Consider the following 26,215-nt stretch of genomic DNA (forward strand, 5'->3'; position numbering starts at 1 on the left):
CGCGGTCAGTTCGAGGTCCCGCCGTCAGAACTCCCGTCGGCAGAGGTGGGGTCGGTGGTGAACCGCGGGCGTACGCGTGTGTCGACGCTGCTCCGGCGGGCGCTCGCGCGCCACTGCTCGGCCCCGGAGCTCGTCCGCCGGGCTCGCCCGTGGTCGCCGTACCAGTCCAGGACGAGGACCGTGGCGTCGTCGGCCAGGTTCTGGCCGCAGCTTTCGAGCACCAGAGCGGTGAGGCGACGGGTTGCCTCCCGAGGGTGCAGGTCTCGGGTGTGGGTGATCGCGTCTCGTAGGTCGAGGGCCGCGGCGTTGCGCTCCATCATGCCGTCGGTGACCAGCACCAGCCTGTCCCCGGGCTCGAGCACGAGCTCGCTCGGCTGGTACTCGCTGTCGGCGAAGAGCCCCAGCGGCAGGTCGGGGGCCAGGGCCACGACGGCCGTGTCCGCCCCCCGGCAGAGGTAGGGCGGGACGTGCCCGGCGTTGACCACGGTCAGGGCGCCGGTCTGCAGGTCCAGGCGGGCGACCAGGCCGGTGGCGAAGTGGTCGGTACGGCCCTTGGTGGCGTGCTCGTAGAGCGTGGTGTTCGCGGCATCGGCCTGCTGCAGCAGCGACCCGCCCATCCGCCGGGTGTTGCGCAAGCTGTTGACGCACAGGGTGGCAGTCAGGGCGCTGGCCACCCCGTGCCCCATGGCGTCCGTCAGGGACAGGTGCAGCGCGTCTCGGGCCAGGGAGTAGTCGAAGGTGTCGCCGCCCACCGACGCCGCCGGCTCCAGCCAGGCGGCCAGGGTGAAGGGGCCGCCCTCGCAGGTGAACGCCGAGGGCAGCAGCCGGCGCTGGATCTCGGCCGGCAGGGAGAAGAGGGTGCTGCGCTCCGCGCGCTCGAAGAGGTCGGTGTGCCGCCGGTTGGCGATGATGACGAAGGCGAGCAGATGCGCAATCCGCGCGATCTCGGCGAGGGCCTCGGCGTCGGGCGACTCGGGGACGGAGAGCTGGAGCAGGCCGAGCACCTCGCCCCGCTCGGTGACCGGGGCCAGCACCACCGCGCCGGTCGATGCGCCCTGGGTGTCGGCGTGGCTGTCGGCGGGGGCGGCGGGGAGCACCTGGAGGGTCTGCGTGCGCAGCGCCGCCTCGACCGGTCCGCCCCTGACGACGGGCACCGCCACCGACTGCTCGCCGCCCTCGTCGACCCGGGCCACGCCCTCCGACCCGCCGAGCCCCTGCCGGGCAAGGGCGGCGTCGGTGGAGCCGTACGACATGCGCACCAGGGCGCCGCCGGCGAGGTCCGCGGCGAGGAAGAACGCCGCCGAGGCGCCCAGCCGGTCGGCCAAGGTCTCTGTCACCGCCTCGACGGCCTGCAGCGGCGAGGCGTCCTCCACGGCGTCGAGCACACCGAGGAGCAGGTCATCGAACACCTGAGCTCGCCCCACCCCACCACGGTATGACCGCACAGCCGACATCGCGTGAAGTTTCGGTGCGGCCTGTGTCCTGGGCTGGCGCTCCCGGTTGGCCCGAAGGGATGCTCGGGTACGTGCCGACCGTGAGCGAGACCCTCAACTGGACCACCGACCCCGTCGACCTCGAGGGCGTCGAGCCGGCCGACCCGCCGACCGAGATGCTGCCCGGGCTCTGGCACGGCGGCTGCCCCGTCGACTTCCAGTGGGTGCGCGAGACGGGCATCGACACGGTCGTCGACCTCGCCGACCCGGACGCCTACCCGCCGCCGGAGGACATCGAAGGGCTCGCCTACCTCAAGTGCCCCCTCGTCGACGGTGAAGACGTGCCCGACCCCGCGCTGACGCTCCGCCTCGCCCACCTCGTCGCGGGACTGGTGGGGGAGGGCCGCACGGTGCTCGTGCACTGCACGTTCGGACGCAACCGTTCCGGTCTGGTCATGAGCCTCATCGTCCGGGAGCTGCTCGGCGTCTCCGGGGCCGAGGCGCTCGCGCACGTCCAGGAGCGCCGGGACCGCACGGTCAACAACAAGGACTTCGCCGAGTGGCTGCGCTCCCTCCCGGCGCCGTCCGCCTCGGAGCCGGCTGCCTGACGAGCGGACCGGCGGGCCTCAGAGCGGAGAGTGCCAGAGCCCGAGCTCGGCCGGGAGCCAGTCGAGGTCGCGCCCGTGGTGCCGGCAGTCCCAGATGCGGAAGACGACGCCCGCCAGGTCGGCGATGCGGTCGAGCAGCGGCAGGCCCTCCCAGCCCAGCACGTCGTGGCCGTAGGCCGCGCAGAAGTCGCGATAGGTCTGCCGGTCGAGCTCGCCGGCCCGGAACCGGCGGGAGGCGCTCGCCAGGTCGTACTCGCGTGGCGCGACCGCGACCCAGTCCAGGTCGATGAGCGCCGCCCGGATGCCGTCGTGCATGACGTTCGACGGTGAGACGTCCCCGTGGATGACGCCGTGGCCGAGCTCCGACCGCACCCCGGCGAGCGCCGAGAGCAGCCCGTCGCGGGCCGCGCGCAGCACCTCCGCGTCCTCTTCGGGCAGGACCTCCGCCTGCGACTCGAGCCGCGAGAGCGGTGACCAGGGCGCGACGTCGGCGCCCGCGTGCTCGGCGTGGAAGTCGCGCAGCAGCCGGCCGGCCTCCGGCCAGGTCACCGGGCAGCCGCCGGACAGGCGGGCGGCCACGGTGACCACCCCGTGCGGGGTCACGGCCGCCGGCACCAGCGGCGTCGTCGCCGTCCGCGACCCGGCCAGCGCGGCGTGGATCCGGTCGAGGTGCGCCGCGTCGGTGCCCGGCGGGTAGACCTTGACGACGTGCTGCCCGGCGCCCAGCACGACGGTGGTGAGCAGGCCCAGCACCTCGTCGGCCGGGCCCACCTGCAGCGGGAGCTGCCCGCGGGCCAGCTCCAGGGCGGCATGGGCGTCCGCCGCACCCCACCCCGGCGCGGGCAGCGGCAGGGGCAGCGGGTCGACGTCGCGGGCGACGACGGTGGGCCTCGGCTGGGAGGTGGCGGACGGCATACGAGGGCTCCTGGGACGCGGTCCGTCACGGGTCGCGCGCTGCTGACGCGCCGGCGGACGCGGAACGTTAACACGCGGGAAACCACCGTCGTACGCGTGCTGTCGTACGCGTGCCGCCGGGCCGCGGCCCACTGGCAGGATGAGCGCCATGACCACCGACGTGCCGCTCAGCGTGCGCACCCCCTCACCGCTGGGCGAGTTCCTCCGGGCGCGCCGGCGCGAGCTCGCCCCCGAGGAGGTCGGGATCAAGCGGGCCAAGGGTCGGCGCCGGGTGGGCCTCAGCCGAACGGAGGTGGCCGAGCTCGCGAACATCTCGGTGGCGTACTACGCCCTCATCGAGCGCGGCCGCGACCTGCGCCCCAGCGCGAGCGTCGTCGACGGGCTCGCCCGCGCGCTCAAGCTCGGCGCCGACGAGCGGGCGCACCTCAGCGCCCTCGCGTCCGGCACCCCGTCGCGGCGGCCGCAGGCGCCCGAGGAGCTCACCGAGGAGCTCGAGGAGCTGCTCGACTCGCTCGACCCCAACCCGGCCTACGTCGTCGGCGCCCGCTGGGACGTCCTCGGCGCCAACCACACCGCCTGCCAGCTCTTCACCGACTGGGAGGGCAAGCGCAGCAAGCGCGAGCGCAACCTGCTCTGGTTCTACTGCTGCGACCCGGCGGCGCGCACCCTCTTCGTGGACTGGGAGCAGGAGGCGGCCGACCAGCTGGCCCTCTTCCGCGAGGCGTATGCGCGTCACCCCGACGAGCCGTCGTTCAAGCGCGTCCTCGACGAGGTCTTCAAGGGCAACCCGGCGACGGTGCAGTGGTGGGAGCAGCACGACAGCGACCCGACCCGCGGGCGCACCAAGCGGATCCGGCTCGACAACGGCCAGGTCATCCGCCTGCACCAGCTCGTGCTGCAGGTCGTCGACGAGCCCGACATCCGGGTGATCAGCTACTTCGCGGACGCCGACGTCGACCTCGACGACCTCGGCCACTGAGTTCGAGGACCCCCGCCCCGTCGATCGGGGCGATCGGGGCGATCGGGGCGATCGGGGCGCTCGGGGCACCCGCTGCGGCCGGCCGGTCAGGCCGGCCGGGCGACGACGACGACGTTCTCGTCGTAGCTGCGGCGCACCGGGTCGAACCGGCCCCCGCACGTGACGAGGTGCAGGCTCGGCGGACCGTCGGTGCGGAACAGCGCCGCCAGGTCGAGCCGGGTCTTGCGCACCGCCTGCACCTCGGTGACGACGTAGCGGTGTGAGGTCGAGCCGGTCGTCACGACCACGCTGTCGCCTGCGCTGACGTCGGCGAGGCGCCCCAGGGGGCCGGTGCCGTACCAGGGCTCGTCGAGGTGGCCCGCGATGACGGTCGCACCCTGCGGGTCTCCGGGTAGGGCGCCGAAGCGGTACCAGCCGGCCTGGGCGGGGCTGTGCGGCAGGGCCATGTCGCCGTCGGTCGCGACTCCGACCGGGACGACCGGCATGCGCAGCCCGACAGCGGAGATGGTCAAACCTGTCGGCGGGGCGGCGGCCGGATCCGGGCTCGGCAGTCCCGCCTCCGTGGCCCCGACCGTCGGTGCGGTCACGGCGGGAGCAGTGGCGGTGGCGGCCGGCGTCGTGGGCTGCGCGGCAGTGGTCGCCGTCGCGGCCGAGCCACGCATGGCCGCGCTGAGGGCGGCGGCGTCACCCTGTTGCGGACGCGTCACCCACAGCACGAGGAGCCCGGCCACGAGGGCGGCGGCCACGGCGGCCGCCACCCTCGCAGGCGTGGTTCGTGCACGCACCGGACTCGTCAGCGGGTCGGGACCGCGCGACGCCTGGTGACGAGCACGGCAGCGGCGGCGAGTGCCCCGGCACCGCCGACGGCCGCGTAGCGGCCGAGGTCGGACGAGCCCTGAGCCTGGCCACCGCCGGCGGGGATGCCACCTGGGGCCGAGTGCATGCCGCCGATGGTCTGGACGGCGAGCTTCAGGTTGTTGTCCTTGGCGCTGCCCCAGGCGTACACGATGGTGTTCGTGCCCTCCTTGAGCGTGAGGTCGGCCGGTCCGATCGCGACCTTCGAGGTGCCGGCCAGCACGACGTCCGCCTTGACGGTGCCCGCACCGACGAGGCCCATCGCCTGGTTGGGGTTGGTGAGGTTCTTGAACACCGGCGTGCCGCCGGCGCGCACGTCGACGGCCGGGGCGGCCGCGTCGTGGCGGACGGTGAGCCGGGCCTTGCCGGCCGGCACCATGGAGGTGTCGTTGACGTAGGGGGTCAGCTCCGGCTTGCCCGAGGCGTCGAGGTGGGCGACGACCGTGACGTTGGCGCCGCCGGGCACCTGGACGCCGTTGGCCTGGATGATCGCCTTGCCGGAGGCGCCGGCACCGGCCGCAGTGACCTTGAGGTCGTAGGTGCCCGCGGGGAGCATGAGCGGGTCGGTGAGGGTGCCGGGCTTGAAGTTGGTCAGCAGCGCCTTGCCGTTGGCGTAGACGTCGACGGTGGCTCCGGGGACGGCGTGCAGGATCGAGACGGTGGCGTCCGATGCGGCGTGGGCCGGCAGGGCGGCGGCAGCCAGCGGGGCCAGGGAGAGCGCGACGACGGCCGCGATACGAGGGGTCTTCACGAGGGGTTCTCCTTGCTCTGTCTTCCGAATCGGGGAGGAGACGCGAGGCCGTGGGTGGCCGTCGCTGACCGTGCTTCGGCGCCAGGCGTGGTTCGGATGGGCCCGTCCGGGAAGTCTTTTGGGGGTCTCAGGAGAGGGATCGTGCAGGCGTGGCTTGAGAGCGCGCTCCGCCTCACGCGTTCCACATGCGCGCGTGACGGACGGGACGGGGGCGCTCTCGAGTGGGGAGGGGTGCGCTCTCGAGTGGGACGGGGTGCGCTCTCGAGTGGGACGGGGTGCGCTCTCGAGTGGGACTGAGCGCGCACTCGAGGAGGAGGGCGGGCGGCATACTCAGTCGAGAGCGCGCTGCGCCTCACGCGTCACACGGCGCGCTCAGCGGCGGCGCGTGCCGAAGATGCTGCGGGTGATCTCGCGGCCGATGACGGTGCCGGCCGAGCGCAGCATCGAGCGGAAGGCCGTCGACTGCACGACCTGCTCGACGACGCTGGGCTCCTCCTTGGGCGCGCGTCCCTGCCGCGGAGCCGGGGTGGGCGAGCCTGTGGGCTCCGGCGCGGCGGTTGCGGGAGCAGGCGCGGCGGGCTGCTGCGGAGTCGTCTGGAGCCGGGCCGTCAGCAGCTCGTACGCCGACTCGCGGTCGACGACGTCGGCGTACTTCGTCCGCAGGGCCGACGCGGCGACGACGGCGTCCATCGTGGCCTGCGGCGAGGGGTCCATGAGCGAGTTCGGCGCCTTCATCCGCGTCCACGCCACGGGGGTCGGCACGCCCTTGTCGGACAGCACCGTCACGACGGCCTCGCCGATGCCGAGGCTCGTCAGCAGCTTCTCCATGTCGTACGCCGTGTGCGGGTAGGTGGCGATCGCCTGCTTGAGCGCCTTGGCGTCGTCGGGCGTGAAGGCGCGCAGCGCGTGCTGGACGCGGTTGCCGAGCTGGGCGAGCACGCCGGACGGGACGTCCTTGGGCGACTGCGTCACGAAGAAGACGCCGACGCCCTTGGAGCGGATGAGACGGACGGTCTGCTCGATGGCCTGCAGGAACGCCTTGCTCGCGTCGTCGAAGAGCAGGTGCGCCTCGTCGAAGAAGAAGACGAGCTTCGGCTTGTCGACGTCGCCCTCCTCGGGCAGGTCGTGGAAGAGGTCGGCGAGCAGCCACATGAGGAAGGTCGAGAAGAGCTGCGGCCGGTCCTGCACCTGGGGCAGCTCGAGGCAGGAGATGATGCCGCGCCCGTCCGAGGCCGTGCGCAGCAGGTCGCTCGTCTCGAACTCCGGCTCGCCGAAGAAGTCGCCGGCGCCCTGGTCCTCGAAGGCGATGAGGTTGCGCAGGATGACCCCGGCCGTCGCGCTGGACAGGCCGCCGAGGTCCTTGAGGTCGGCCTTGCCCTCGTCGGAGGTCAGGTGGGTGATGACGGCACGCAGGTCCTTGAGGTCGAGCAGGGCGAGGCCGTTCTTGTCGGCGTAGTGGAAGATCAGCCCGAGGCTGCTCTCCTGCGTGTCGTTGAGGCCGAGCACCTTGGACAGCAGGGTCGGGCCGAAGGCGGTGATGGTGGCCCGGATCGCGATGCCGGTGCCCTTCCCGCCGAGCGTGTAGAACTCCGTCGGGTATGCCGTCGCCGTCCACGGCATGCCGACGTCGGCCGCGCGGGCGGTGATCTTCTCGTTCCCCTCACCGGGGGTGGCGAGGCCCGACAGGTCGCCCTTGAGGTCGGCGAGAAACACCGGGACGCCGGCGTCCGAGAGCTGCTCGGCCATCAGCTGCAGCGTCTTCGTCTTGCCGGTGCCGGTGGCGCCGGCGACGAGGCCGTGCCGGTTGAGCACGCTGAGCGGGATCTGCACCGGGGCGTCGGCGTGGGCCTGCCCGTCGACGACGGCGGCCCCGAGCTTGAGCACCCCGTCCCCGAACGCGTACCCCGAGCGGATCTCGTCGAGCTGGGCGTTCGACGACGCGTCGTCGCCGGTGGTCTTGACTCCGGTGTCGGTCACCCCTCGAACTGTAGTGGGCGGCCCACCCCCGGCGATGTCTATGCTGACCCGGTGATTTTCAAGGCCGTCGGCGACTCGCGCCCGTACCCCGACCATGGACTCGAGACGACCAAGGACTGGTCCAACGTGCCCCCGCGGGTGGTCCAGCTCGGCGAGCTCATCACCACCAAGAGCACCCTCGACCTGCGCGGGCTGCTCGCCGACGACTCCACCTTCTACGGCGACCTCTTCCCGCACTGCGTGGAGTGGGAGGGCGAGCTCTACCTCGAGGACGGCCTGCACCGGGCCCTGCGCGCCGCGCTGCAGCAGCGTCCTGTCCTTCACGCCCGAGTCCTCGTACTCTGACCCCGGACCGCCCGAACCGAGGCGGCTCCGGACTGGTCCAGTGAGCGAGGAGCGTGCATGTCGCAGGCCGTCGACGACGACGACCGCCCCTATCGCCGGCGCCGTCAGCGCCGGGCGGCGATCGTCATCGCTGTGGTGCTGCTGGGGCTGGCGGGGGCGTTCTACTACGCCTCGACCTACTTCCGTGACACGGCGCCCAAGCCACAGCCGTGCACGACCGAGCTGGTGCCCGCCCCGCTGACGCCCCAGGACGTCAGCCTCAACGTCTACAACTCGACCAGGCGCAGCGGCCTTGCCGCCGCGGTGGCCAAGCAGGCCGGGACGCGCGGGTTCAAGGTCAAGGCGGTCGGCAACGACCCCAGGGGCGAGTCGGTCAAGCAGGTGGCGCAGATCCGCTTCGGCCCCGAGGGTGAGGCCTCGGCCAAGCTGCTGAAGACGCACGTGCCGCAGGCCGTGCTCGTGAACGACAAGCGCAAGGGCGACACCGTCGACCTCGTCGTGGGGGCGGCGTGGAAGAGCTTCGGCAAGGTCCCCGTGGTCGCGACGCCCACGCAGACGCTGCGTCCGTGCCCGACCGTCACCGTCACGCAGTGACTGCCTCCCTCTCCCCGGCCTGAGTATGCCGTCCGGCGGGGGTTGCGCCGGACGGCATACGTGCTCGGGGCCGAGCGGAAGGCGGCCGCTCAGCTGACGGGGGTGGCGGCCTTGACGAACTCGTTCGTGTAGGTCTTGCCGAGGTCGATGCTCTTGCCCTTGACCTTCGGGTTGAACTCGCCGAGGACCGCGAGGCAGGTCTTGGGCCCGTCCTCGGGCATGAGGCCGGTGGGGTTGAAGATCCCCTTCTCGCTGTCGAGCGCGTGGACGTAGGCGGCCTTGCCGACGCCCTTGTAGTAGTCGGCCGGCATCTTGTCGGCGATCGCGGCGCCGTCGTGCTGCGAGATCCACGCGAGCGTCGAGACGTAGGCGTTGACGAGCTTCTGCACCGTCGGCTTGTTGCTGTTGACCCAGTCGGTCTGCATGTAGAGCGAGGTGGCCGGGTAGGTGCCGCCGAGCGCCGCCTTGGAGCCTTCGGCGGTGCGCATGTCGAGCAGGATGAAGGCGGTGCCGTCCGAGAGCGCCTGCGAGACAGTGGGCTCCGTGGTCATGCCGCAGTCGATCGCCTTCTGCTTCATGGCGGCGATGAAGGTCTGCCCGGCGCCGACGCCACGGCGTGTCTCCGAGGCGGGGTCCACGCCGTTCTTCTTGCTGAGGTACTGCGTGAGGAAGTCGGTCGACGAGCCGGTGTCGGTGATACCGAGCGAGCGGCCCTTGAAGTCCGCCGGGCTCTTGACGACACCCTTGAGGTCGCTGCGGCACAACTCGACCTCGCCGGGGATCTGGAGCATCGACACGACGGCCTCGGACGACTTGCCCTGTGCCTGCAGGGCGATGTTGTGGTCGTAGAAGCCGCCGACGCCCTGGACCTGGCCGGCCAGCATGTTGTTCGTCGCGTCACCGCCGGCGGGCTCGTCGACGAGCTTGACTTTGACGCCGATCTTGTCGTAGTAGCCGAGCTGCTTGGCGAGCATGAACGGCAGGTAGATCTGCTTGCTCATGCCGCCGACCATGATCGTCACGGTCGGGGCGTTCGCGTCGACCGGGGCACCGGTGCCGGCGCTGGTCGAGGAGCCGGAGGCGTTGTTGGCACAGGCGGCCATGGTGGTCGCCGCGAGGAAGGCGGCGCCTGCGGCACCGATCCGCTTGATGTTCATGGGAACTCTCCTTTGAGTCGTGTGGTGGGTTCTGTGTAGGAGCTGCTGGGTGGAGGCCGGAAGGCGCTCGGGCGACGCGGGCTACTCGACGGCTGCACCTCCGTGGGACTGGGGCGGGCGCCAGCGCAGCAGGCGGCGCTCGAGCACGGTGATGAGGCCCTCTGCGGTGAGGGCGATGACGGCGACGAGGACCATTCCGGCGAGCACGCCGTTCATGTCGAAGTTGTTCTGCGACGAGCGGATGAGCAGGCCCAAGCCCTGGTTGGCGCCGAGGATCTCGCCGACGAGGGCGCCGATGAGCGCGAAGCCGAAGCTGATGTGCAGGCTCGCCAGGATCCACGTGAACGCCGACGGGAGCACGACGTCGCGGGTCACCTGCCAGCGGGTGGCGCCGAGCAGCCGGGCGTTGGCCACGAGGTTGCGGTCGACCTCGCGGGCGCCTTGGAAGGCGTTGAAGAAGACGCCGAAGAAGACGAGGACGACCGCGAGGATCACCTTGGACTGGATGCCGAAGCCGAACGCGACGGTGAAGATCGAGCCGAGGATGATGCGCGGGATTGAGTTGGCGGCCTTGAGGAACGGCGCGAACAGCTCGGAGAGCAGTCGCACGCGACCCAGGGCGATCCCGCACACGACGCCGAGGATCGAGCCGATGACGAAGCCGAGCACCGCCTCCTCGAGGGTGACGACGATCTGCTCCCCGAGGGAGCCCTGGCTCGTGCCGACGGTGACCCAGTCGTGGAGGTCGCTCCAGACGCCCTTCGGCTCGCCCCAGAAGAAGGGGTCGACGACCTTGGCGTCGACGAGCAGCTGCCAGGCGACGAGCAGGACGACGACGATGCCGAGACGGGCTGCGCCCAGCACGGCCCGGCGCCGTCTGGCCCGGGTGCGGGGGGAGGTCGTCACCGGGGTCGCCGCCGGCGGGAACTGCGCGGCCAGGGCGGTCAGGGAGCCGCCGTCCTGGGTCGGGGTGTCGATCACGACGCCACCTCCGCGAGCTGCGTCGTGCGGGCGTACGCCTCGGCCACCTCGGCGCGCAGCGCCTCCCAGATCTGCTCGTAGAGGCGCGTGAACCTCGGGTCGAACCGGATCTCCTGGACGACGCGCGGGCGGGGCAGGTCGATCTCGAACTCGGCCTTGACGGTGCCCGGGCCGGCGGTGATCACCACGACCTTGTCGGCGAGGGCGATCGCCTCTTCCAGGTCGTGCGTGACGAAGACGACCGCGGGCTTGGTCTGGTCCCACAGGTGCAGCAGCTCGGTGGACATGATGGCCCGGGTCTGCACGTCGAGGGCGCTGAACGGCTCGTCCATCAGCAGCACGCGGGGCTGGTTGATCAGCGACTGGGCCAGGGCCACTCGCTTGCGCATGCCACCCGAGAGCTGGTGCGGGTAGCGGTCCTCGAAGCCGCTGAGCCCGACACGCCGCAGCCAGTCGCGGGCCAGCTTCAGCGCCTCGGACCGGCTCTGGCCGCGGTAGAGCGGGCCGGCCGCGACGTTGTCGAGGACCGACCTCCACGGGAAGACGGCATCCTGCTGGAACACGAACCCGGTGCTGGTGTCGATGCCCCGGACCTGCTCGCCATGGACGAATGCCTCACCGCGAGAGGGGTTCTCGAGCCCCGAGATGAGGGTCAGGGTCGTGGACTTGCCGCACCCCGTGGGCCCGACGACCGCGCAGAACTGGCCCTCCTCGACCGTGAGCGACAGGTCCTGGATCGCGGTGTAGGTGCCGCCGTCCGCCGTGGCGAACCTCTTGGTGACGTTGCGTAGCTCGATGGCCGCCATCGGTCACCCCTTTCTCCTCGTTGAGTTGCGTCACCGTAGGACCGGGGTGGGCGGCCCAGGAATGCTTCTGGACGTTGACGCCGATAGCCGCGATAGAGATGGTTTTGTGCAATCTGCTCAGTCATGCTGGGAGCGACGCCGACGCAGGCGTCACCGGGGCCACGCCGCCGGAGCCGTGGCGGACGCTGGGCAGGCAGGAGCGGAGGAGAGGTATGCCGCGACTGGGTAGGACGCTCGCCGCCCGGATCCTCGTTGCCGTGCTCGGGATCGTCGTGGTGACGCTCGCCGTGGGCTTCGCACTCTTCGCGCGTCTGACGTCGCAGACCGCCGACACGCGCGCGGTCGAGCAGGCCAGCGGCATCGCGGTGACCCTTGGCCGCGTGCCGCAGGTGGCCCAGGCCGTGGCGGCGGGCGACCCCGGGCACGTGCTGCCCGCCCTCGGCGCGCAGGTGCGTGCCTCGACCGGGGCCTCCTACGTCGTTCTCATCGACCGCTCGGGGAGGCGCTACTCCCACCCCAACCCGGCCCTCGTCGGCCGGCGCATCGAGGAGCCGGTCGTCGCCCTGGACGGACGGGTGCACACCGGCATCGACGAGGGCAGCCTCGGCCGCTCCGCCAACGCGCGGGCGCCCATCGTCGACGCGGCCGGTCGGCCCGTGGGTGAGGTGTCGGTCGGCATCCTCGAGTCCGAGGTCGGGGTGCGCCTCACCGCCGAGGTCCTCGACATCGCGCTGTACGCCGGGATCGCCCTCGCGCTCGGCGTGGCAGCCTCGCTGCTGCTCGCGAGGGCGATCAAACGGGTGACCTTCGGGGTCGAGCCGGCCGAGATCGTGGCCCTCGTCCAGGAGCGCGAGGCCATGCTGCACGGCATCCGCGAGGGGGTGCTGGCCGTCGATGCGAAGGGCGCGATCAACGTGCTCAACGACGAGGCCCGCCGCCTGCTCGCGATCGAGGCGGGGGGCATCGGGCAGCGGGTCGAGGAGGTCATTCCCGACGGGCGGCTGCGTGGGATCGTCACCGGCCAGGTCGAGGGGGTCGACCTGGTCGCGGTCACCGACGAGCACCTGCTCGTGCTCAACCGGATGCCGGTGCTGGTGGCCGGTCGCAACGTCGGCTGGGTCGTGACGATCCGGGACCGCACCGAGCTCGAGGCCCTCGTCCGCCAGCTCGACTCGGTGGAGGGGCTGTCGACGGCCCTGCGAGCGCAGGAGCACGAGTTCTCCAACCGGCTGCACGTGCTGTCGGTGCTCCTCGAGCTCGGAGAGGTCGAGGAGGCGATGGGCTACAGCCGCGAGCTGCAGGCTGAGACGGCCCTGGTCAGCGAGGAGATCCGGGCGCGGGTCGGCTCCCCGGTCGTCGCGGCCCTGCTGCTCGCGAAGACCACGGTGGCCGCGGAGCGCGACGTCGTCGTGCGCCTCGATCCGACGAGCCGGTTGGAGGCGGGCCGCGACGATGACCTGCCCCTCGTGACCGTGCTCGGGAACCTCATCGACAACGCCGTCGACGCGGTCGCCGACGACCCTCGGACCGCGGGGACCCACCCGCGCGGCGAGGTCGTCGTGCGCGTCTGGTGCACCGCGGACACGCTCGAGCTCACCGTGACGGACTCGGGCCCCGGCATCCCCGAGGACCGGCTGGCCGACGTCTTCCTCGACGGCTACTCCACCAAGCCACCGCGTGGCTCCATGCGTCGGGGTGTCGGTCTGGCACTCGTCCACCGCCTCGTCACCCGCGCCGGCGGGACGATCCGGGCCAGCTCGGCCGCGGGCGCGACGTTCGAGGTGCACCTGCCGCTGCACGTCCGCCAAGGAGCCCCATGATCCGCGTCCTCGTCGTCGACGACGACTACCACGTCGCCCACGCCCACGCCCTGAGCGTTGCCCGGATTCCCGGCTTCGAGGTCGTCGGCGAGGCACACACCGGCACCGAGGCGCTCGAGCTCGTCGCCTCGAACGAGCCCGACCTGCTGCTTCTCGACATGTACCTGCCCGACTTCAGCGGCCTCGACCTCGTGCGGCAGGTGGCGGCTTCGGGCGATCGGGTGCCGGACTTCCTGCTCGTCACCGCTGCCCGTGACATCGACTCGGTGCGCTCGGCGATGCAGCTCGGCGCGTTCTACTACCTGGTGAAGCCGTTCAGCTTCGCCGCGCTGCGTGAGCAGCTCGAGGGCTACCGCGCGTGGTCCGAGCGGATGGACCGGGCCCCGGAGGCCGACCAGCACGTGGTCGACGCGCTCTACAGCCTGCGGGGAGCTCCTCCGCGGCGGGCCGCTGCCGCACGCACCCTGCAGCCGACGATGGCGCGGGTGCTCGAGATCGTCGCCTCGGCACCCGCGCCCATCGGGGCCGCCGAGGTCGCGGAGATCCTCGGCGCGAGCCGCCCGACCGCGCAGCGCTATCTGGCGGGGCTGGTCAAGAAGCAGCTGCTCGATCTCGACCTGACGTATGGCTCGACGGGCCGCCCGGAGCACCGCTACCTTCCCCGCCGCGCGTGACCAAACCGTCGAGAGGCCAATTGTTGTGGGTCCTCACCAGTCGAGAGGCCAGGGTTCACGACGAACTCTGGCCTCTCGACGTGGGCCGACCCGCAAACTCTGGCCACTCGACGGTCGGGGGAGGGGACGGCATACGCCCTCGGGTGAGGGGGTCAGGAGGTGTACGGCACGCGCTGCCAGCTGAGCACGTGCTCGGCACCCGGGCGGTTGACCGTGACCTCGAGGAAGTCCTTGTTGTTGCTCGAGCCGTCGACGGTGACGCGGGTGAGGTTCTCGGCCGAGCCCTGCACGCCGTAGAACGAGAGCCACTTCGAGCCGGCGGCGAGAGGCTTGTCGGAGTTGAAGACGTGGCTGTCGCCGTTGAAGAGGTAGACCTCGCCGTCGAAGGCGTTCGACTGTGCGACGAGCTCGCGCACGAGCGGCTGGAAGGCCGAGTCGTCGGCCCACGTCACGTCGTAGGTCGGGTCGAACATGTCGGCCTGCATGAAGAGCGCGACCGCGCGGTCGTGGCGCTGCCGTGCGTCGGCGAAGGCCGAACGCACTTGCGCCACGGCGTTGTCCATGCGGGCGCGCTCCTCGGCGACCTGCTGCGGCGTCGGCGTCGTGAAGCCGAGCTCCGGCCAGGGGAGCAGGCCGTCGTTGCTGCCGACGACGTGCAGCGTCGCGAGGTCGACGCCCTGGCGGCGGAACGAGACGTTCTCGGGGAAGCCGGCCGCGGCCTGCGAGGCGACCGTCATGTCGGCGCCGAGGGTGTGGCCCGGCCGGTCGAAGAAGGTCGAGCGGATCGTCGAGAGGCGCTCGAGGGGGTTGTACGTGCCGTTGTTGGTGCGGTGGCAGTCCGTCCACTCGTTGTCGCCGGGGGTGTAGACGAGCGGCATCGTGAAGCGGTCGAACTGCGTGCGGATCATGTCGAAGTACTCGTTGGTGCACTTCGACGAGCCGTTCTTGATGTCGCCGACGTGAATCGTGAAGGACAGCCCGGGCGTCGCGTTGATCTGGTCGATCCACTTCGGCAGCGCCGCGATCTGGGCGTCGCCGTAGGGCAGGTCGCCGATGACGGCGAAGCGGTAGTGGCCGTCCTTGCCCTGGCCGGGTGCGTCGGCGGGCGACGCCGTCGCGGCTGCGGCGGAGAGGACGACGAACGAGGCGGCGGCGGCCGCGAGGACTGGGGTGCGAGACAGGTGCATGGAGCCATTTGTCCCGTGCTGCCGGGAAACGGCACCACCGCCGCTGCGTGAACGTCAGGCGTCCGCAGCCTCGGAGATCGCTGGGAGCCGGCTGTGCTCGCGCCTCAGAGGTCGAGACGCCAGCAGCCCGACACGACGGACGGGCGGTAGCCGAGCGCGTCGTTGATGCGACGCATAGGGGCGTTCTCGTCGGCGTTGTACGTCTTGAGCCGCGTGGTGCCGGGACTGGCCTTTGCGAGGTGGCGGGCGTTGGCGATCTTGACGAGCAGGCCCAGCCCGTGGCCCCGGTGCTCGCGGAGGACGAGGGTGAACTCCTGGCTGGCCGGTGCGCTGTCGACCAGGGGAGGGTCGATCTCGGTGAAGGCGACCAGTCGTCCCGTCGCGCGGTGCCGGGCCGCGGCGTAGAGCCGTCGCCGGCCCATCGAGGTCAGGCCACGCTCCGCCTCGACGAGGCGCGCCGGGTCCCACGGGTCGGGCCCGGCTGCCGTGCCACCCGCGGGGGCGTCGGTCGCCATCCGCGTCTTGAGGGCGGCCACGTCGGCGACGAGCTCGGACGGCGTCGGCATCTCCCACGTCACCACGTCGTAGTCGCGCGAGGAGGCCGGCAGGGCGCGCTGCAACGCTTCGAGCCGGTCGGCCGGCAGGGGCACCTCGACGGTGGAGCCGACCAGCGCCTGGACCAGCCGGGAGCCGCGAGCCAGCGCGAAACCCGTCGACGGCGCGCGCGCCGGGACGCCGCCGTTGCCTCCCTCCACGGGGACGAGCTCCCCGCCGCCGACCAGTGGTGACATGACGAACGACTGGAGCGTCGTCGAGTCGGCGCGACGCGCCTCGTCGACGACGCGGTCGAGCAGGGCCGAGCCGACCCGCTGCCGCCTGGCGTCGGGGCGCACTCCCAGGAACAGCCACGACTCCCGCGCCCCGTCGTGCAGCGGCCGCCGATGGAAGGCGTAGCCGCCCACCTCGCCCCGGAGGCGGGCCATCCACACCGTGATCTCGTGGATGTCCCTCTTGCGCCACGCGATCCGCCGCTGCTCCGGGGTGCGGGTCATGCCGCGGTCACCCTCGAGCTCGGCGTACACGTCGTCGATGAGCGCGCTCGTCGCGACGAAGTCGGCCCAGCCGGGGGAGCCGGGCTCCATTGCGGTGTCGAGGCGCTCGAGGTCGACCTCGCCTCGGCTCGACATCGCGGTCGTCAGAGCTGGACCATCGTGGCGACCATGAGGGCCTTGATGGTGTGCATCCGGTTCTCGGCCTGGTCGAAGACGACCGAGGCGTCCGACTCGAACACGTCGTCGGTGACCTCGAGCTCCTTGAGGCCGAACTGCTCGTGCACGTCGAGCCCGACCTGGGTCTCGAGGTCGTGGAAGGCCGGCAGGCAGTGCATGAACTTGACCTGCGGATTCCCTGTCAGCGCAAGGAGATCCGCGTTGACCTGGTAGGGCGTCAGCAGCGCGATGCGCTCGGCCCAGACCTCCTTCGGCTCGCCCATCGACACCCACACGTCGGTGTGGACGAAGTCGACGCCGCGCACTCCCTCGGCCACGTCCTCGGTGAGGGTGACGCGCGCGCCGGTCTCGGCGGCATACCTCCTCGCGATGGCGACGACGGCGTCGGAGGGCCACAGCGAGCGGGGCGCGACGATGCGCACGTCCATGCCGAGGATCGCGCCGGTGACGAGCAGCGAGTTGCCCATGTTGAAGCGGGCGTCGCCGACGAAGGCGTACGCGATCTGCTCGTCGGGCTTGCCGGCGTGCTCGCGCATCGTCAGGGCGTCACAGAGGGACTGCGTTGGGTGCCAGTCGTCGGTGAGGCCGTTCCAGACCGGCACGCCGGCATAGGCGCCGAGGGTCTCGACGACGTCGTGGGCGGCCCCGCGGTACTCGATGCCGTCGTAGAAGCGCCCGAGCACCCGCGCGGTGTCCTTGGCCGACTCCTTGTGGCCCATCTGCGAGCCCACGGGGTCGAGGTAGGTCGTGCTCGCGCCCTGGTCCGCCGCGGCGACCTCGAAGGCGCACCGGGTGCGGGTCGAGGTCTTCGCGAAGAGCAGCGCGATGTTCTTGCCGGTGAGGCGTCGCTCCTCGCGGCCCTCGCGCTTGGCGGCCTTGAGCTCGGCGGCGAGGTCGAGCAGGGCCCGGAACTCCTCGGGGCTGAGGTCGGTCTCCTTGAGCAGGTTGCGGCGGTGGAGTGCGGCGAGCGACATGGGGGGATGGTGTCAGGCGGGTGCGGCAGGCGGCAATCGGGTCTCAGGTGCTCGGGCGTCGCAGTAGGCCGAGGTGCCAGCGCACCCGCTCGACGAGCGCGCGAGCCTGCAGCGGCACGACCACGCGGGGACCGGTGCCCACGCAGAAGACGACGTCGTCGAACCGGTGGGTGCCCGGACGGTTCGCGACGGTGCGGAACGCGTCGCGGACGGCGCGCAGCTGGGCGACCGTCATGAACGGGGAGGGCTCCTCGGGCTGGTAGCGCGCACCGAGCGGGTAGTCCCGACCCGGCGTCCGTGTCATCTCGACGTGGCAGCCGAGCACGTGCCGGACGCCGCGATCCTCGGCGAAGGCCACGAGCCGGTCGAGACTGGCGAGGAGTGCGGGCGGGTCGTCGACGTAGAGGCGCCCGGGATAGACGGTGTCGCCGGTGTGGAGCACGCCGGTCAATGGGTCGTGCACCGCGATCGAGGTGGCATGGTGCCCGGGGATGCCGAAGACCTCGAGCGTGCGCCCGCCCAGCTCGACGCGTACGACCTCGTCCGGTCCACCGGTGATGGCGAAGAAGTGCCGCACCGCGTCGAGGTCGTGGCCCACGACGGTCGTGCCCGGCCGGTCGACGAAGGCCGCGTCGCCGGCGACGTGGTCGCCGTGCGCGTGCGAGTGCGCGACGACGAGCTCGAAGGAGGCGGGGGCGTATGCGTTCGGCCCGGTGCGCGTCGAGAGCCAGTCCGCGACGAGCGCGTCCACGGCCTCCCGCAGCGTCGTGCCCTCGACGGCGCCGGTGTCGAGCAGCAGGCCGCGGTGCCCGCCGAGGAGCAGGAGGATGAAGGGTGCCTCGAAGGTCAGGTCCTTGCTCTGCCGGATCAGGACCGTGCCCGGTGCCAGGTGGTGCACCTGCAGCGGCGGGTCGCCGAGGTGCCGGGGCGAGGGTGAGCCGTGGATCCACTGCACGTCGAGGTGGAGGGGGACCGGCTGGCTGGAGGGCATGGAGGGATTGTGCTCGGGCGAGGTGTCAGCGCGGCCGCTCGGCTCGATTTCTTGTGTGGGGCCCGGCTCCGGTAGCCTGCGCGACGGAGGATTCGCATAGTGGCCTAGTGCGCACGATTGGAAATCGTGTTGGGATAAAACCCTCGGGGGTTCAAATCCCCCATCCTCCGCCACACGACAGCGGCCCCATCGCGTTCGACGCGGTGGGGCCGCTTCGTTTGTCTGTAGGCCCGGTTTCATTGGATGCACCTCAAACCAATCCGGTGCGGCATTCGCCGCGAATGACCTCTTGTGGAGACGGTCGACGACGGCCCCCGCCGGCAACATCGAGGCGGTAGGTCTCCCCATACGGAGGGAATGCAGATGCGCACCACCACCACTCGGATCGCCGGCGCCAGCTTCGTTGCTGCCGCCGCCCTGGCCCTCAGCGTCGGCCCCGCCTTTGCGGCCGACGGCTTCGTCAGCGCCAACCTGAAGCCCGTCGCCGGCAACGGCGTCCAGGGCAGCGGCACGGCCATGGTCGAGGTCAAGGGCAACCAGATCACCGTGACGATGGCCGCCAACGGCCTGCTCCCCGACAGCCCGCACGCCGCCCACATCCACTTTGCCGCAGCAGCCCGACACGAGTGCCCCACGCTCGGGGACGACAAGAACGGTGACGGTCACCTCAACACGACCGAGGGTGGCCCCGCCTACGGCGACATCGTCGTCTCGCTGACGAAGACCGGCGACACGAGCCCGAAGTCGGGCCTCGCCATCGACCGCTTCAGCACGGCCCCCGGTGGCAAGATCGCCTACCAGCGCGGCAGCATCAACGTCTCGAGCGACGTCGCCAAGGCGATCTCGGCCGGCGAGTCGGTCGTCGTCATCCACGGCGTCGACTACAACAAGGACGGCAAGTACGACGGCAACACCAAGAGCGACCTGATGCCGTCGCTGCCGACCGAGGCCACCGACCCCGCGCTCTGCGGCGCGCTGCGGGTGGCTCCGGCCGGTGGCATGCACACCGGTGGTGGCATGGCCGGCGACGGCCTCAAGAGCGGCGGGCAGAACGAGGCCCTCATGCTCGTCGGCGGTGGCGCCCTGCTCGCCGCCGCGGGGACCGGGGCCTTCGCCGCACGCCGCGCGCGGTCGCGCGCCTGAGCGATCGGGGTTCTGCCGATGTCCGAGCACGCCCCGTCCCGACGCAGCGGACGGCTCCCCTCCGCCACCGTCGCAGCCCTGGCTGCGACGGTGGTGCTGATCCTCGTCGGGGCGGTCGCGCTCGTACTCGGCTCTCGAGGTGACACCAGGACGCCCCGGCCGCCGCAGCCCGCGGCCGCCGGGGTCGTCCCGACCACCTCGCCGGTGACCGGTCCGTCCGCGAGGGCGACCGGTGCACCGGGGAAGAGCGTGCCGGCCCCTCCCGGTCGTGGCGGGACGACGGCATCCGGCACCGGGGGGATCGGCACCTTCCTCGAGGCATCGGAGCCGACGTCGATCGAGATCCCGTCGATCGGCGTGCGGTCCTCACGCTTCGTCCCGCTCGAGATCCAGCGCGACGGCACGATCTCCGTGCCGGGGACGACGCACGAGGTCGGGCTCTACGACGCCGGTCCCACCCCGGGCCAGCTCGGACCGGCGGTGCTTGCCGCGCACGTCGACGCGCCCTCCGGGGCGCCGGGGATCTTCTACCGGCTGGGTCGGGTCAAGGCGGGCGACGTGGTGCGGATCAGCCGCCGGGACGGCTCGCACCTGACCTTCACGGTCGATCGTGTGGCGGCGTTCCGCAAGAGCGAGTTCCCCACGGCGCTGGTCTACAAGGGCGACTTCACCCGGGCCGAGATCCGGTTGGTGACCTGCGGTGGCCCGACGGACAGCCGCAACGAGTACCGCGACAACGTCGTGGTCTTCGGCCACCTGACGTCGGCCACCTGACCAGCGAGACCCGCTGCACGCGTACGCCCTCGGTGACCCCGGCTCAGCCGTGACCGATGAGCAGCTCGCCGAGAACGAACGCCAGCACGAAGACACCGCCGAGCAGGGGCAGCATGATGACCGGGACCGACCGCTCCCGGGACACGCTGATGGCGCCCACCGCCGAAGCGGCCGAGACGAGTCCGAGCGCGAGGCTGATCTCGCCGAACGCCGTGAAGGCGAGGGCCACGGCGGCGAAGAAGCAGGCGAGGCTGACCCAACCGCCGGCGCTGGTCGGCACGGCGCCCAGCCGGTCGCCGCGGGCCCGGACCGCGCCGACGACGGTCACGACGAGGGCAACGAAGAGGATGGCAAAGCCGAGCGCCCAGCACAGGTCGGCGAGGGTCGGGTTCGGCACGACGAAGGTCGCGGCCGCGACGAGCACCCCCAGGATGCCGAGCGCGAGGGCGGCCCGGCGGCCCGGCGCCTGCTGCCGCGACGGCTGGCGCGAGGGCTGGCGCGAGGGCTGGCGCGAGGGCTGGCGCGAGGGCTTGCGGCGCTGGTCGAGCGTCGACATGGCAGGCCTCCTTCTCCTGCCTCCAGACTCGGGCCCGGGGGTGTCGGGCCGGCAGGGGCGAAGGTCCCGGAAATCCGGACGACGGCTGTCGGTGGTGACCGGCAGACTCTCCCGGTGAGCTCGACCACGACCCGCCCGCCGCTGTCCTCCTTCTGGCACGACCTGCCACGCGAGGGCCGCTGGCTCATCTCCACCGTCCTCGTGCAGTCCATCGGCACAGGTCTCGTCCTGCCGTTCCTCGTCGTTTACCTCCACGAGGTGCGCGGCATCTCGCTCGAGACCGTCGGCCTGCTGCTGGCCTTCCAGGCGGGCGTCGGCATCGTGCTCGTGACGCCGGCCGGTGCGCTCATCGACCGCATCGGGGCCCGGTTCGTCTACGCCAGCGCCCTGATCGCCCTGCTCGTCGGCGACGTGCTGCTCGCCTTCGCCACCAGCCTGCCGCAGGCCGTCCTCGCCCTGCTCTTCTTCGGCTACGGGTTCGGGGTGGTGTGGCCGGCGTCGAGCTCGCTCGTCGGATCGCTGATCCCGAGCGACCAGCGCCAGCGCTACTTCGGCATCAACTTCACCCTGCTCAACCTCGGTATCGGCATCGGCGGCATCGTCGGCGGCCGATTCGTCGACGTCACCCGGCCCGGCACGTTCGAGGCGATCTACCTGCTCGACGCGGCGAGCTACCTGCTGCCACTGGCGATCCTGCTCGGTCCGCTGCGTCGCGCCGGGGGCCGGGTGCTCCACGCCACGCACGGCGCCACTGACGACGCCGGCGCTCGCGTCTCCTACCTCACCCTGCTGCGCGACCGTCGGCTGCGCGCACTCCTCGCCCTCGGCGCCGTAGCCGCGGTCGTCAGCTACCCCCAGCTCAACGTCGGCATGCCCGCGTACGCCCGTGCCGAGGGGCAGGTGTCCACCGAGGGGCTCGGCTATGCGTTCGCCGCCAACACCGTGGTCATCGTCCTGCTGCAGCTCTTCGTGCTCCAGCGCATCGAGGGCCGGCGCCGCACGCGCGTGACGGTCGTCATGGCCGCGACGTGGGCGGTGGCCTGGTCGCTGCTCGGGGCGACGTCCCTCGTCCCGGGCACCGTCACCGCCACGATCCTGCTCTGCGGCGTCGCCGGTGTCTTCGGTCTGGGCGAGACGATGCTGCAGCCCACGAGCGCCGCCATGGTCAACGACCTCGCCCCCGACCACCTGCGCGGGCGCTACAACGCCCTGAGCTCGCTGATGTTCTCGCTCGCCTTCGCCGGCGGCCCCGTGGTTGCATCGTTCCTCGTCGGTCGGGGCCTCGGCTGGGTCTACATCGGCTTCCTCGTCGGCGGCTGCGTCGCGCTCGCCGTCATCGCCCTGCTCGTGGAGCGGGTGGTCCCCGACCAGGTCAACGGCCTGCGGCCTGTCGAGCCCGCGCCCGCGGTGGTCCCGGCCACCGTCGGAGAGGCGATTTCGGGCTGAGGACGGCTGCGGCATACACTGACCGTCGGCACCCCGCGTGGTGGTACCTCTCCGAACTCCCCCAGGGCAGGAATGCAGCAAGGGTAGGAGAGCTCTTCCAGGTACGCGGGGTGTCCCTTTTGTCAGGGCAGCTACCCGTCACGGCGGCTGTGTCAGGGCAGCGGCGCCGTCGTGGTGCCGACCCGCAGGTCGACCGGCTGCGTGACGCTCCGCGGGCGCCTGCCGTCGAGGCGCCGGCGCACCAGGGTGCCGAGGGTGCGACCCTTCTCGCGGCCGTGCTGGTCCATCGTCGTCAGGCGGTGCGGCAGCCACGGCAGGTCCACGCCGTCGAAGCCGGTGACGCTGAGGTCCTCCGGGACGCGCAGCCCGAGCTCCTCGGCGGCCAGGATCACCCCGGCGGCGATGACGTCGGACTGGGCCACGACTGCCGTCGGGCGCTCGTGCTCGGGCACGTCGAGCAGGGCCCGGCCCGCGATGAGGCCGCCCTCGACCGAGGAGCCGTCGCCGGTCTGGACGGCGGGCGCGTCCGTGCCGAACACGTCCCGGAAGCCGAGCAGCCGCCCGACGCTCGGCACGTAGGCGTCCTTCGGGTGCACCTCGGCGTCGGGCACGCGGCCGGCCGCGCTGGTGGCGAGCATCGGCATGGCGACGTGTGCCACGCGGCGGTGTCCGAGCTCGTGCACGTGGGCGGCGACCGCCGCACCGGCGGCGCGCTCGTCGATGCGCACCTGGGTGATGCGCCGGTCGTTGGGCACGCCAGTGCTGAACATCGGTATGCCGCGGGCCGCCAGGTGCTCGACGGCCGGGTGCTCGCCGGGACCGCAGAGCGAGAAGACGACGGCGTCGAGGGCGAGGGGCGCCAGCTGGGGCACCACCGACTCCGGGTCCTTGGTGGACTGGCCGATGAGAAGCATGCCGGTAGGGACCTCCTCCAGCACCTCCGCCAGCCCGTCGAGGACCGCGATGGCGAAGGGGTCGCGGAACGCCATGCGCAGCCGACCCTCGACGAGCACCCCGATAGCCCCCGAGCGACCCTGCCGCAGCGACGACGCGAGCGGGTTGGGGCCGGCGAAGCCCAGCTCCGCGGCGGCCGCCCGGACCCGCTCGGCGGTGGAGGTGGCGACCGGTCCCTTGCCGCTGTAGACGAGCGAGGCCGTGGACACCGAGACCCCGGCCCGCTCGGCGACGTCACGCAGCGTCGGGCGGGGGCTGTCCGCTTGACCTCGGGGAACCATGCCGGGCATGCTATCGAAACGTTTCGAGTCGAAACGATTCGAACCAGTCGAAGCGCTGCCCGACCTTTGAGAGGCTTTCTGCATGTCCGCCAGCCCGTTGTCGCCCGCCACCGTGCGAACGGCTCGTACGGCCGTCTTCACGGCGTTCGCGCTCAACGGTGCGGCGTTCGCGGCCTTCGCCTCACGCGTACCGGACGTCAAGCACGAGCTGGGCCTGTCGGCCGGTCAGCTGGGGCTCACGCTGCTGGCGGCCTCCCTCGGCTCGGTCCTCGGACTGCCGCTGTCGGGCTGGATCGTGCACCACCTCGGCGCCGCGCGCACCCTCCTCGGGGCGGCTGTCGTCCAGTCCGTCGGCATCGTGGGGGTCGGCATCGGAGTCAACGGCGTGGACAACCGGGCGGTCGTCATGGCCGGCCTGTTCCTCGTCGGGATGGGCACGGGCATCTTCGACGTCGGCATGAACCTCGAGGGCGCCTCGGTCGAGCGTCTCCTCGGCCGCTCGATCATGCCCCACTTCCACGCCGCGTTCAGTGGCGGCACCGTCGCCAGCGCGCTCGTCGGCGCCGGCCTGTCCTACCTGCACGTGCCGGTCGCGGCGCACCTGCTCGGCGTCGTCGTCCTGCTGCTCGTCATCACCCCGTGGTTCCTGCGAGCCTTCCTGCCGCGCTCGGTCGAGACCGACGAGCAGGGCGAGGAGGTCAAGCAGAAGGCCGGCATCGGAGCCGCGTGGCTCGAGCCGCGCACGCTGCTCATCGGCGTCGTCGTCCTCGCGGCGGCCTTCACCGAGGGCACCGCGAACGACTGGGTCGCCGTGGCGCTGTCGGACGGCTACGGCCTCGAGCGGTGGGTCGGTGTCGTCGGCTTCGCCGTCTTCCTCTCGGCGATGACCGCCGGGCGCCTCGTCGGCACCCGCGTCCTCGACCGGCGTGGGCGGGTGCCCGTCCTGCGGGTGCTCTTCGTGTCGGCCGTCGTCGGCTGTGTGCTCGTCGTCTTCGGCGGCCCGGTGCTGGCGTTCGTCGGTGCCGCGGTCTGGGGCATCGGTGCCAGCCTCGGCTTCCCCGTCGGCATGAGCGCTGCCGCGGACGAGCCGAGGCGGGCCGCGGCGCGCATGAGCGTCGTCTCGACCATCGGCTACACCGCCTTCCTGGCCGGCCCGCCACTGCTCGGCTTCCTCGGTGACCACGTCGGCGTGCTGCACTCGCTGCTCGTCGTCGGGGCGATGGCGGTCATCGCCCTGCTGGCGCTCCCCGCAGTCCGCGAGCCGGCGCGCCAGCCAGCGCAGGCGCCCGCGCACCACTGACCCCCGCCTCGTCGCCCCCGGTCCAGTCGAGAGCGCGCCCCGTCCCACTCGAGAGCGCGCCCCGTCCCACTCGAGAGCGCGCCCCGTCCCACTCGAGAGCGCGCTCAACCACAGCGGAGGGGTCGTTTCGGCGATGACGCTGTGACGGGGCGCGCTCTCGAGTGTTGAAGAGTGCGCAGTCGAGTGTTATTGAGCGCGCTCTCGAGGAGAGGGATCAGAAGTACTCGGTGATGTAGGGCTGGCAGGCGAAGGCTGCGTCGAGGGCGGCGTCCCCGTCGAGGGTGCCACCGGAGGCCAGGCCGGCCTGGCGCAGCCGGGACACCGACCAGCCGCACCAGAGCGCCGAGAGTCCTCGCGCCTCCACCCGCAAGACGCTCCCGTCATCGTGACGGGTCGAGGCGATCCCGTCCCCGGGCACGCCGACCCCATCAGCTCGCACCACCGCCTCGTCGATGCGGCGCGCGGTGCCGCGGCCACCGCCGACGGTCAGCGCCCACCGCCCGGTGTTGCTCGCCGCCTCGGGGTCAGAGACCACGAGGTCCACCTCGACCGACACCTGCGGGGCAAAGCCGCGAGCACCGAAGGCCGCCGCGAAGTCGATGACCCGGCCCATCCACGGCACTTGCTGCACCTCGGTCGACGGGAGGCCACCGACCACGAGAGCGACGGGGTCGCGCGGGTCGAGGTAGGTGTGCACCGTGGGGACCGCTGCCGTCCCCGAGCCGACCACACCCCACAGGGTCGCCGCGGCCTCCGGGGTGGTGGCGACGAGCTCCTCCACGGTCAGCGCGTCCCCGGACAGGTCGTAGAGCACGTGACCGCCGTCGACGACGTATGCGTTGAGCTCGTCCCGCTCGAGCGTGCCGCGCAGCGTCGCGACCGACTGGAGCATCGGCCCGCTGACGCCATGACGCGTGCCGGCCTCGCGGGCCACGTCCTGCAGGCGCTGGGCGTCGTCGGGCCGGGCAGGGCGCAGGCCTGTGGTGGCTGCCTCGCGGTCGGTGCCACGGCGGGAGGTGCCGAGCTCGCGCAGGAGGTGGCCGGCATACGTGGTCCGCGTCTGGACACCGCCGATCTCGTAGCCCGAGCGGCGGTAGAGGCTCGGCGTGGTCGGGAACAGGCACGAGACGACGTCGCCGAGCTCGCCCATCCGCGTGATGAGCGCCCGGGTCAGCGTCGTCGCGACGCCGCGTCCGCGGGCGCTCGGCTCGACGTAGACCCCGGCGACACCGCCCATGCGCAGGTGGCGCCCGCCCCAGGCCTGCTCGTACGGGCGGATTCGGCCGGCTCCGAGCACGGTGTCCGACTCGTCGACGACCGCGATCATCCGGCCGTCGAGCGTCTCGGCCGAGACCCGCTGCCACCAGGCGTCGCCGCCGCTCGCCAGCGGCCCGAAGGACCGGGCGCGGATGGCCAGGATCGCGGGCAGGTCGGCCTCGACGACGTCTCGCGTGCGCAGCTCGCTCATGCCCTGAAACCTAACGA

25 protein-coding genes, 1 tRNA gene and 1 other RNA gene are annotated in these 26,215 nt (G+C 72.0%); 12 read left to right on the forward strand and 15 right to left on the reverse strand.

The features are described from left to right. Positions 1 to 5 precede the first annotated feature (5 nt). Entirely contained in the window at positions 6 to 1,424 is a 1,419-nt protein-coding gene (locus AB0316_RS12675) for a PP2C family protein-serine/threonine phosphatase (RefSeq protein ID WP_366273381.1), read from the reverse strand. Positions 1,425 to 1,534: 110 nt separating this feature from the next. Between AB0316_RS12675 and AB0316_RS12680 the strand changes: the two genes are divergently transcribed. Continuing rightward, positions 1,535 to 2,041: a dual specificity protein phosphatase gene (locus AB0316_RS12680; protein ID WP_366273382.1), complete on the forward strand. Its 507-nt coding sequence runs from the start codon at positions 1,535 to 1,537 to the stop codon at positions 2,039 to 2,041. Between the two features lie 18 nt (positions 2,042 to 2,059). On the opposite strand, the gene AB0316_RS12685 is transcribed toward AB0316_RS12680, so the two are convergent. Then, a complete protein-coding gene (locus tag AB0316_RS12685) occupies positions 2,060 to 2,956 on the reverse strand; it encodes a phosphotransferase (protein ID WP_366273383.1) in 897 nt (298 codons plus the stop codon). Between the two features lie 148 nt (positions 2,957 to 3,104). On the opposite strand from AB0316_RS12685, the gene AB0316_RS12690 reads away from it, so the two are divergent. After that, positions 3,105 to 3,935: a helix-turn-helix transcriptional regulator gene (locus AB0316_RS12690; RefSeq protein ID WP_366273384.1), complete on the forward strand. Its 831-nt coding sequence runs from the start codon at positions 3,105 to 3,107 to the stop codon at positions 3,933 to 3,935. A gap of 86 nt (positions 3,936 to 4,021) precedes the next feature. Here the strand turns inward: AB0316_RS12690 and AB0316_RS12695 are convergent, their stop codons facing one another. The 3 genes from AB0316_RS12695 to AB0316_RS12705 all read right to left on the reverse strand — a co-directional run bounded on the left by AB0316_RS12695 (position 4,022) and on the right by AB0316_RS12705 (position 7,518). Then, positions 4,022 to 4,720 (reverse strand): class F sortase, encoded by a 699-nt coding sequence (locus AB0316_RS12695; protein ID WP_366273385.1) that lies wholly within the window; start codon positions 4,718 to 4,720, stop codon positions 4,022 to 4,024. An 8-nt stretch (positions 4,721 to 4,728) separates the two neighbouring features. Further along, complete coding sequence (locus tag AB0316_RS12700; protein ID WP_366273386.1) at positions 4,729 to 5,541, reverse strand: DUF4397 domain-containing protein; 813 nt, start codon at positions 5,539 to 5,541, stop codon at positions 4,729 to 4,731. A gap of 372 nt (positions 5,542 to 5,913) precedes the next feature. Next, on the reverse strand, positions 5,914 to 7,518 hold the full coding sequence (locus tag AB0316_RS12705; RefSeq protein ID WP_366273387.1) for a helicase HerA-like domain-containing protein: 1,605 nt from the start codon (positions 7,516 to 7,518) through the stop codon (positions 5,914 to 5,916). Between the two features lie 51 nt (positions 7,519 to 7,569). Here AB0316_RS12705 and AB0316_RS12710 point away from each other — a divergent pair, with 51 nt between their 5' ends. Then, complete coding sequence (locus AB0316_RS12710; RefSeq protein WP_142182057.1) at positions 7,570 to 7,863, forward strand: type II toxin-antitoxin system VapB family antitoxin; 294 nt, start codon at positions 7,570 to 7,572, stop codon at positions 7,861 to 7,863. 57 nt (positions 7,864 to 7,920) lie between these two features. Then, on the forward strand, positions 7,921 to 8,457 hold the full coding sequence (locus tag AB0316_RS12715; RefSeq protein WP_366273388.1) for a LytR C-terminal domain-containing protein: 537 nt from the start codon (positions 7,921 to 7,923) through the stop codon (positions 8,455 to 8,457). A gap of 89 nt (positions 8,458 to 8,546) precedes the next feature. Here the strand turns inward: AB0316_RS12715 and AB0316_RS12720 are convergent, their stop codons facing one another. The 3 genes from AB0316_RS12720 to AB0316_RS12730 form a co-directional block, all read right to left on the reverse strand. Continuing rightward, on the reverse strand, positions 8,547 to 9,614 hold the full coding sequence (locus tag AB0316_RS12720; RefSeq protein ID WP_366273389.1) for an ABC transporter substrate-binding protein: 1,068 nt from the start codon (positions 9,612 to 9,614) through the stop codon (positions 8,547 to 8,549). A gap of 81 nt (positions 9,615 to 9,695) precedes the next feature. Then, positions 9,696 to 10,595 carry an ABC transporter permease gene (locus AB0316_RS12725; protein WP_366273390.1) on the reverse strand — a complete coding sequence of 300 codons (900 nt, stop codon included), beginning with the start codon at positions 10,593 to 10,595 and terminating at the stop codon, positions 9,696 to 9,698. Continuing rightward, the gene (locus tag AB0316_RS12730) at positions 10,592 to 11,401 is read right to left on the reverse strand and encodes an ABC transporter ATP-binding protein (RefSeq protein WP_366273391.1); all 810 of its coding nucleotides are present in this window, start codon (positions 11,399 to 11,401) and stop codon (positions 10,592 to 10,594) included. Before AB0316_RS12730 ends, AB0316_RS12725 begins: the two co-directional genes overlap by 4 nt. Before the next feature lie 212 nt (positions 11,402 to 11,613). Here AB0316_RS12730 and AB0316_RS12735 point away from each other — a divergent pair, with 212 nt between their 5' ends. Together AB0316_RS12735 and AB0316_RS12740 are read left to right on the forward strand one after the other, a co-directional pair. Then, positions 11,614 to 13,221 (forward strand): sensor histidine kinase, encoded by a 1,608-nt coding sequence (locus AB0316_RS12735; RefSeq protein WP_366273392.1) that lies wholly within the window; start codon positions 11,614 to 11,616, stop codon positions 13,219 to 13,221. Beyond that, positions 13,218 to 13,895 (forward strand): response regulator, encoded by a 678-nt coding sequence (locus tag AB0316_RS12740; protein WP_366273393.1) that lies wholly within the window; start codon positions 13,218 to 13,220, stop codon positions 13,893 to 13,895. The genes AB0316_RS12735 and AB0316_RS12740 overlap by 4 nt, the downstream gene beginning before the upstream one ends. A 152-nt stretch (positions 13,896 to 14,047) precedes the next feature. On the opposite strand, the gene AB0316_RS12745 is transcribed toward AB0316_RS12740, so the two are convergent. The 4 genes from AB0316_RS12745 to AB0316_RS12760 all read right to left on the reverse strand — a co-directional run bounded on the left by AB0316_RS12745 (position 14,048) and on the right by AB0316_RS12760 (position 18,276). Next, positions 14,048 to 15,082, reverse strand: coding sequence for a metallophosphoesterase (locus AB0316_RS12745; protein WP_366273394.1), 1,035 nt, complete (start codon positions 15,080 to 15,082; stop codon positions 14,048 to 14,050). 104 nt (positions 15,083 to 15,186) lie between these two features. Then, on the reverse strand, positions 15,187 to 16,269 hold the full coding sequence (locus tag AB0316_RS12750; protein WP_366273395.1) for a GNAT family N-acetyltransferase: 1,083 nt from the start codon (positions 16,267 to 16,269) through the stop codon (positions 15,187 to 15,189). An 8-nt stretch (positions 16,270 to 16,277) separates the two neighbouring features. Beyond that, entirely contained in the window at positions 16,278 to 17,285 is a 1,008-nt protein-coding gene (gene argF / locus AB0316_RS12755) for an ornithine carbamoyltransferase (protein WP_366273396.1), read from the reverse strand. Between the two features lie 43 nt (positions 17,286 to 17,328). Then, entirely contained in the window at positions 17,329 to 18,276 is a 948-nt protein-coding gene (locus AB0316_RS12760) for an MBL fold metallo-hydrolase (protein WP_366273397.1), read from the reverse strand. 85 nt (positions 18,277 to 18,361) lie between these two features. Here AB0316_RS12760 and AB0316_RS12765 point away from each other — a divergent pair. The 3 genes from AB0316_RS12765 to AB0316_RS12775 all read left to right on the forward strand — a co-directional run bounded on the left by AB0316_RS12765 (position 18,362) and on the right by AB0316_RS12775 (position 20,193). Further along, positions 18,362 to 18,449 (forward strand) — tRNA-Ser (locus AB0316_RS12765). 190 nt (positions 18,450 to 18,639) lie between these two features. Continuing rightward, on the forward strand, positions 18,640 to 19,419 hold the full coding sequence (locus AB0316_RS12770) for a hypothetical protein (protein WP_366273398.1): 780 nt from the start codon (positions 18,640 to 18,642) through the stop codon (positions 19,417 to 19,419). A gap of 18 nt (positions 19,420 to 19,437) precedes the next feature. Further along, positions 19,438 to 20,193, forward strand: coding sequence for a sortase (locus AB0316_RS12775; protein ID WP_366273399.1), 756 nt, complete (start codon positions 19,438 to 19,440; stop codon positions 20,191 to 20,193). A gap of 43 nt (positions 20,194 to 20,236) precedes the next feature. On the opposite strand, the gene AB0316_RS12780 is transcribed toward AB0316_RS12775, so the two are convergent. Continuing rightward, positions 20,237 to 20,749, reverse strand: a complete 513-nt coding sequence (locus tag AB0316_RS12780; protein ID WP_366273400.1) for a hypothetical protein — start codon at positions 20,747 to 20,749, stop codon at positions 20,237 to 20,239. A 114-nt stretch (positions 20,750 to 20,863) separates the two neighbouring features. On the opposite strand from AB0316_RS12780, the gene AB0316_RS12785 reads away from it, so the two are divergent. Beyond that, complete coding sequence (locus tag AB0316_RS12785; RefSeq protein ID WP_366273401.1) at positions 20,864 to 22,195, forward strand: MFS transporter; 1,332 nt, start codon at positions 20,864 to 20,866, stop codon at positions 22,193 to 22,195. 24 nt (positions 22,196 to 22,219) lie between these two features. Continuing rightward, positions 22,220 to 22,318: signal recognition particle sRNA small type (gene ffs / locus AB0316_RS12790), an RNA gene on the forward strand. Between the two features lie 29 nt (positions 22,319 to 22,347). On the opposite strand, the gene AB0316_RS12795 is transcribed toward ffs, so the two are convergent. Next, positions 22,348 to 23,430 (reverse strand): LacI family DNA-binding transcriptional regulator, encoded by a 1,083-nt coding sequence (locus tag AB0316_RS12795; RefSeq protein WP_366273402.1) that lies wholly within the window; start codon positions 23,428 to 23,430, stop codon positions 22,348 to 22,350. Between the two features lie 82 nt (positions 23,431 to 23,512). Here AB0316_RS12795 and AB0316_RS12800 point away from each other — a divergent pair, with 82 nt between their 5' ends. After that, positions 23,513 to 24,730 carry an MFS transporter gene (locus AB0316_RS12800; RefSeq protein ID WP_366273403.1) on the forward strand — a complete coding sequence of 406 codons (1,218 nt, stop codon included), beginning with the start codon at positions 23,513 to 23,515 and terminating at the stop codon, positions 24,728 to 24,730. A 214-nt stretch (positions 24,731 to 24,944) separates the two neighbouring features. Here the strand turns inward: AB0316_RS12800 and AB0316_RS12805 are convergent, their stop codons facing one another. Then, complete coding sequence (locus AB0316_RS12805; RefSeq protein ID WP_366273404.1) at positions 24,945 to 26,198, reverse strand: GNAT family N-acetyltransferase; 1,254 nt, start codon at positions 26,196 to 26,198, stop codon at positions 24,945 to 24,947. Between the last annotated feature and the right edge of the window lie 17 nt (positions 26,199 to 26,215).

This window comes from Terrabacter sp. NPDC080008 (assembly GCF_040702505.1).
Lineage (GTDB): Bacteria > Actinomycetota > Actinomycetes > Actinomycetales > Dermatophilaceae > Terrabacter.